Origin of the sequence: Geminicoccus sp., from assembly GCF_036263595.1 — a bacterium.
GTDB lineage: Bacteria > Pseudomonadota > Alphaproteobacteria > Geminicoccales > Geminicoccaceae > Geminicoccus.
The window spans coordinates 1-6,128 of sequence record NZ_DATAGQ010000106.1; the positions used below are offsets into that span (position 1 = coordinate 1).

Annotated in this window: 6 protein-coding genes and 1 pseudogene; 6 read left to right on the plus strand and 1 reads right to left on the minus strand. The window is 57.0% G+C overall.

The window, feature by feature from the left end; genetic code table 11:
* The first annotated feature begins 7 nt into the window (after nucleotides 1–7).
* From VHL31_RS26920 to VHL31_RS09515, 5 genes and pseudogenes are all read left to right on the plus strand, one after another.
* A complete protein-coding gene (locus VHL31_RS26920) occupies nucleotides 8–100 on the plus strand; it encodes a hypothetical protein (protein ID WP_414653618.1) in 93 nt (30 codons plus the stop codon).
* Between the two features lie 42 nt (nucleotides 101–142).
* Nucleotides 143–550 (plus strand): annotated as a pseudogene (locus VHL31_RS09500) (IS5 family transposase); the annotation flags it as partial.
* Nucleotides 551–1,455: 905 nt separating this feature from the next.
* Complete coding sequence (locus tag VHL31_RS09505) at nucleotides 1,456–2,121, plus strand: ParA family protein (RefSeq protein WP_329660968.1); 666 nt, start codon at nucleotides 1,456–1,458, stop codon at nucleotides 2,119–2,121.
* Nucleotides 2,118–2,408 (plus strand): hypothetical protein, encoded by a 291-nt coding sequence (locus VHL31_RS09510; RefSeq protein ID WP_329660969.1) that lies wholly within the window; start codon nucleotides 2,118–2,120, stop codon nucleotides 2,406–2,408. Before VHL31_RS09505 ends, VHL31_RS09510 begins: the two co-directional genes overlap by 4 nt.
* A 510-nt stretch (nucleotides 2,409–2,918) precedes the next feature.
* Nucleotides 2,919–3,827 (plus strand): replication protein RepA, encoded by a 909-nt coding sequence (locus VHL31_RS09515; RefSeq protein WP_329660970.1) that lies wholly within the window; start codon nucleotides 2,919–2,921, stop codon nucleotides 3,825–3,827.
* A 253-nt stretch (nucleotides 3,828–4,080) separates the two neighbouring features.
* Here the strand turns inward: VHL31_RS09515 and VHL31_RS09520 are convergent, their stop codons facing one another.
* Nucleotides 4,081–4,503, minus strand: a complete 423-nt coding sequence (locus VHL31_RS09520; protein WP_329660971.1) for a helix-turn-helix domain-containing protein — start codon at nucleotides 4,501–4,503, stop codon at nucleotides 4,081–4,083.
* Between the two features lie 70 nt (nucleotides 4,504–4,573).
* Between VHL31_RS09520 and VHL31_RS09525 the strand changes: the two genes are divergently transcribed.
* A complete protein-coding gene (locus VHL31_RS09525) occupies nucleotides 4,574–5,785 on the plus strand; it encodes an MFS transporter (RefSeq protein WP_329660972.1) in 1,212 nt (403 codons plus the stop codon).
* Nucleotides 5,786–6,128: the final 343 nt, after the last annotated feature.

Below are 6,128 nucleotides of genomic sequence, written 5' to 3' on the forward strand. Positions count from 1 at the left end.
TGGGCTGCTGCAGGCTTGGATAGACGACTACAACAATCTCCACCCACACTCGGCGCTGCGCTTCCAATCACCCGCCGAGTTCCGCAAACTCAGTGCTTAACCCAACCCTGGCTCTGTCCGGCCAAACGGGGTGCACTCCAGCCGATCTCGTGGTGGCTATGGCACCAAAGCCTGCGTAATCGCGGATGGCTTTGGGCGCGCTATCGCTTTCAGCCTGGCGCCGGGACAGGCGCATGAACTGCCCCAGGCCATCGGCCTGCTTGCCCGCCTGCCGGCCATGCCACGCTGGGTCGTGGCGGATCGCGGCTATACCAGCCATGCCTTTCGGAAGCACATCTGGAACCTGGGGGCACGGCCCGCCATCCCACCACAGCGGCACGAGGCACCGGTCGCCTGCCCCAGCTGGATCTACAACAATCGCAACCGGGTGGAGCGCCTATGGGCACGCCTCAAGGAGTGGCGTGCCATCGCTACCCGCTACGAGAAGACAGCCAGCTCCTTCATGAGCGTCCTCTGTCTTGCGGCAGCACTCGACTGGCTCAAAAGCTAACGGGGCCTAGAAGATACTCCCGCACAATTGAACAATCCGGCAGGTATTATCGTGCAGAAGAGCGGAGGAAGAACAAACTTGGCGCTAAAGGCTCAAGAGGTTGCCGAGAATCACGTGGTTGTCATATATCAAGTACCAATCATGAAGTGGTAGAAGCATGAGCATTCTCGCTTACCGCCTCTGGTCTGCGTCGCTTTATCATCTGCGTCATGGTACCTCGAGATAGAGCGAGAAGAAGAAAGATTTCTAAGCCGACTCAAGCACGCAATGAGGCAGCACCAGTTGTCCGAAGCTCTGTGTAGACGGTCTAACCCCCTGCCCTCTTTACCGCAGGCGTACGAGGTACCGGCACAATTTTATTGTCCGAATTTGGTGGATCATGGCAACGACCTCATGAAGCCCTCCGCAATAGAAGCTAGCCCCAGCATGAGATCATTAGGGAAGCATCCGCCCGCCTGCAATCAGGTTCACCTAGTGCGATGACATGAGCCAGAGCCCCGGTTCTGCGCGGCCCGTCAAGATCCCGGAGAACAACTATGGTGTTCTGATACTGATATTGTGTAATTATTTCGTACTGATATGTTTTTGTATCCAAATATAAAAATATATTAGTGCCGTCATATCATTATGGAATGAGCCAGAAATATCGGAACACATACCTACTAAAATAGTGTGATTGTTTGGTTCTTTGGTATCAAACCACCATTGCACAAAAAGTTTTTGGTATGAAACATCCGTAGTATGATGGCACCAATATGCCACTGTAGCATGGAATAAATCTGCCAGGGAAGTTGTACGTCTTGCACATGACCATACCTCCCATCTAGGGGTTCCCGGGTCACCGCTCCGTTCTCGCTAAATAGGGGCCGCATGCTGGGACAAACATATCAAGGTACCATGGTACCATGGTGCTCTGGTTCTTTAGTGGAAGCGCAATGCAGGTAATTGCGATGGCTGCGCAAAAGGGCGGGGTAGGCAAGACGACCATCGCCGGCCATCTCGCCGTCGAAGCAGAACGGCAGGGCTATGGCAAGGTCGTTCTGATTGATACAGATCCCCAGGGGTCACTGACAGCTTGGTATAACGTGCGCGAGGCAGAGCGCCCGGTGACGGCGGTCGTCAAACTTGACGACCTGAAGGGTGACCTGAGGCGACTAAAGGGGAGGGGGTTCGATCTAGCGATCATCGACACTCCGCCGGCGCTGACTGCCCAGATCGTTAAGGTGATTGAGGTGGCCGACTTGGTGGTGATCCCGAGCCGACCAAGCCCGGTCGACCTGCGCGCCATCGGCACCACGGTGGACCTCGTGGAAGCCCTGAGGAAGCCCATGGTATTCATCCTGAATGGGGCAACCCCTCGGACTCGCATCGCTTCATCCGCCATCATGCTGCTCTCCCAGCACGGCACAGTAGCCCCGGTGCCGCTCCACCACCGGATCGACTTCGCCTACAGCTTCACCCATGGCCAGACGGTCCAAGAGTTGGACGCCAACGGCCCCTCAGCCAGGGAGATCGCGAAGCTTTGGGAGTATCTGCAGGATCGGCTCAAAAAGGTAAGGAAGGCGACATGAGCAAGAACCGTGGCGACCTGCTGGGCGACGCGCTGATCCCGCGCAAGGGGGCCGTCCAGACGAGCGTACGACCACCAGAAATTCATCTGCCGAAGCCGGTGGGCGGCAGAGGGGATAAGCCCCAGGAGGCCTCACCGCTGGAGCCGGAGCGTACACTTGGCATGACCTTCCGGATGAGTGAGACCACCCTTGGCCGCCTCAAGATGTGTGCGCTCCGCACCCGGCGGACGCAGCAGCAGGTGCTCGCCGACGCGCTCGAGCAAGAGCTAGCCAAGACTGGTTTCTAACCACCGACATACCTTGGTTGATTGATACCAATTAACCAAGGTACCTAACGCATCTCGGTCCGCTTGCACATACCGAAGACGCGTTTGCCTCAGGCCTATTGCACTGGCAGGAAAGTTACGTTCAGCGCAAAAATGCCCCCGGCGACCAGCGAAATGTTCTACGAAATCGCTCGCCAGCAGGGCTGGAAGATAAGCGAATCCCATGAATATGCCATCCGCACTCCATCGTCAGTTTGCCAAATGATCCACTGGACTCTTGAGACAGCCATGCACGACGGCTCATAGTTAGACGGGTTGTCTACAGGCTTACCCAGGACTCTTGAGACTTCTGTCTGGACTCTTGAGACAGCTGGGATCAGCCAATCAGTAACTTGAGGAGTTATCCCCTGGATTCCTGAGACCATCCTAATAGGAGAATCTAGTATCTATACAAATAGGTTTGTCACAAGAGTCCAAATTGACGAATGGAGGACTTTACCCTCCAACTGCTTGACAGGTTCGGGGGTCGCTATGGGTACCGTTCACAAGCTGATCGAGGATCTAGGGCGGCACGGAGCTCTACAGGCTGGCGCCGACCGCCGTGCAGTTGAAACCGCAATTGCCTACATGTCCGACGAAGATACAGGCATCGGGTTCCTCTACAGTGGATGGTGTCAAGCAGCACTTCCGCACAAAAAACTGGCCGATGATCAAGTTTGGAAGGTCAAGACTGAGCGAGTCACGCTTGTCATAGAACCAGGTCGGGCCAACCTGCCGGGTGATGACATGAAGTGGATAGGGGTACCCTATGGATCTCGTGCACGCCTGATCCTGCTATATCTTCAAAGTGAAGCACTTAGGACTCAAAGCCGAGATATTGAACTTGGACGCTCGCTCCATGCGTGGCTAGGCAGGCTGGGGATTCCGATCGGCGGCAAGTCATTTAAAGATGTTCGAGAACAGGCTGATCGACTGAGTCGGTGCCGTTTAACCTTTCATGTAAAGTCCGGGGGGCTTGTAAATCAAAATATTGTTGATACAGCAATGTTTGTTTCTGGTCCAGAGGGACAGGGCGATTTGTTCATTGAAACAGCCCGTTTATCAGAAACATTTTTTGAACAGTTAAAGAAACATCCAGTTCCACTAGAAGAGGCAGCGCTTCGCGCTATCAGCAATAATTCAGCAGCATTAGACATTTATTGCTGGCTTGCTTATCGTCTACATGTTCTCCCTAGTGATCGGCCAGTTTCGTGGCAGGCCCTCTACAATCAGTTTGGATCAAGCTACGCACGCCTTGCGCACTTCAAGATCCGATTCCTTGAAAACCTTGCTGTCGCGACAGCTGTCTACCCTGCCGCTAATATAGGAGTTGACGAGCGTGGCCTGATCCTGCGGCCATCTCGTCCCCCCGTTCGCGCAGTCGCAAGAGTCCAGCCTTAGCTGGGCCAGACATAGGGTCAGAACCAGCATTTGCCTTCTGTAGACATAGTAGTACCAGCGTACCGGTTCTCTGCTGTGATGAGCATGGTATGTGCGTATGATCGAGAGTGCCATGAGGAGTAGGTCGGCAGCAACAAAGCGGTATTGGTTAATTGGCCAATCGCATAGTTGCGGCATGTCCAGCCTTTAGCTGTAGCACTCGCACTTGCCGCTAGTCACGAGATTGTCTGCGACAAGTTTAGCGGGGGCTGGTCTACTCAACGCGCCCCGCTCCGGTGTCAGCTTTTCTGGCGGATGCCGACTTCAGCAACTTACGAAAGTGCGGACACTCCAGATGCGAAGGAGCCGGACAATCCGCGACATGGCGGATCGCGTCCCGTAGCACGCGAAGCTTGGTGATCTGCCGGCCCAGTTCGTCAGCCTTCGCATGGAGGTCCGCGCGGGGAATGTTGAGCGTCTCGTCGTCTCCGAACATTCCCGCGATCTCACTGAGCGAGAAGCCTGCGACCTTCCCAAGCTCGATCAGCGCCAGCTTTAAAAGTACGCTTGGATCGAACTGCCGGCGCAGCCCGTGTCGTCCCACCGACCGGATCAGGCCGACCTCTTCGTAGTAGCGAAGGGCTGAAGGAGACACGCCAGAGCGCATCGCTACCTCGCCAATATCCATCATGTTCATGCTTGACCTCAAGCTGGCTTGAACTCGTAGCCTGACGCGGTGTGATGATTCGGGCAAGGAGGATAGGGTCGTGCGTGAGGCAGAGAGTGGAGGGCGACGGGCGATCTGGCGCGATGGGCGGTCTGTTGCGCTGCTGATGGCAGCTTCCCTGACCGTGATGGCGAACGCGACGATCAGCCCTGCGCTTCCCGGACTGGAACGTCTCTTCCACAGCGATCCGAACGCGGCGATCCTGACGCGTCTGCTCGTGCCGGCCCCCTCGCTGATGGTCGCGATCGTTGCCCCTTTCGCCGGGCTTTTGGCTGACCGGTTCGGAAGGAGACACCTTCTCCTTGCTGGGGTGCTCCTCTTCGTCATCTCCGGCTGTGCCGGACTCCTGCTGCCAGACTTGCCGACCATCTTCGCAAGCCGCCTTGTCCTCGGGATCGCGGTCGCCCTCGTGATGACGGCGCAGACGGCGCTGATCGGGGACTACTTCGAGGGTTGGCGACGTGGTGCTTTCGCCGGGTTGCAGGTTTCGGCGCGAAACTTCGGTGGCTTCCTCTTCATCTCGCTTGCTGGCTGGATTGCGCTCCTGTCACCCCGCGCTCCTTTCGCGATCTACGCACTGCCGCTCGTTTTCCTCCCGTTCATGTGGAGGGCCATCGTCGAGCCGGTCTTGGCAGCGAGATCACGGAGCAGTTCCGTCGAAGGTGAGGGCAAAGCGCATCGTAGGTGGGTTCCAACCTTTGTGGCGCTGGTGCTTCTCCAAGCCATCACGAACATGCTGTTCTTCTTGATGCCGACGCAGTTGCCCTTCCTGTTCGATGTTCGAGGCGTCAACAGCGCGGTCATGACAGGAACAGCCCTGGGCGTGCTGACCCTGGCCGGCGGCTGCTTTGCCCTTCTCTATGCTCGCGTCGAGAACGGGATCGGTTTTGGTGGCGTCTTCGCCGTTGGCTACGGCGCGATGGCCTGCGGTTTCCTCCTGCTGATCCTGTCGGAAGCCTTCTTCTCTCTTGCTGGTGCGGCCATGATCGGCGGCGGATATGCACTGGTCTCTCCGGCTTTCGTCGCGTTGGCGCTTGGAACTGCTCCCGCATCGCGCCGGGGTTTGGCGGGAGGGCTGCTGACGGCTTCCATCTTCATCGGACAATTCATTTCGCCGCTGATCAGCACGCCTTGGATCGAAAACGTCGGATATGACGGGGTGTTCGTCGGAGCCGCTTGTTTGCTCGCTGCAATGGCGATGGCTGCAACCGTGGTCAGACTGGCGCGGCCAGCCTTATCGCCTTCAGCATGACAAACGATCTTCGGCGCGAGGCCGTTGAACCAATGAGACGGCGGCATTCAGCCGATGATCGACCATCAGATCGCTTTTGAGCCTCGTTGGCTTGGCTCAGCCCTGCTTGTGGTCCTGGACCACCAGGATCCGGCGATGGGGGGAGGGCGCAGGCGGATCGGGCATTGCTCTGGCTCTAGCAGACAGGACCATCCAGTGCACCAACGCCTAGTGAGCTGGACATCGGCAGCCTGTCCTGACGGCTGGACACTCTCCCGGCCTACAGTTCTTTGAGACACCGCATTGCAGGTAGAGGACTGCAAGGAGGTGGAGGATGGACGAGGACGTTGGGGCGGACGTGGGT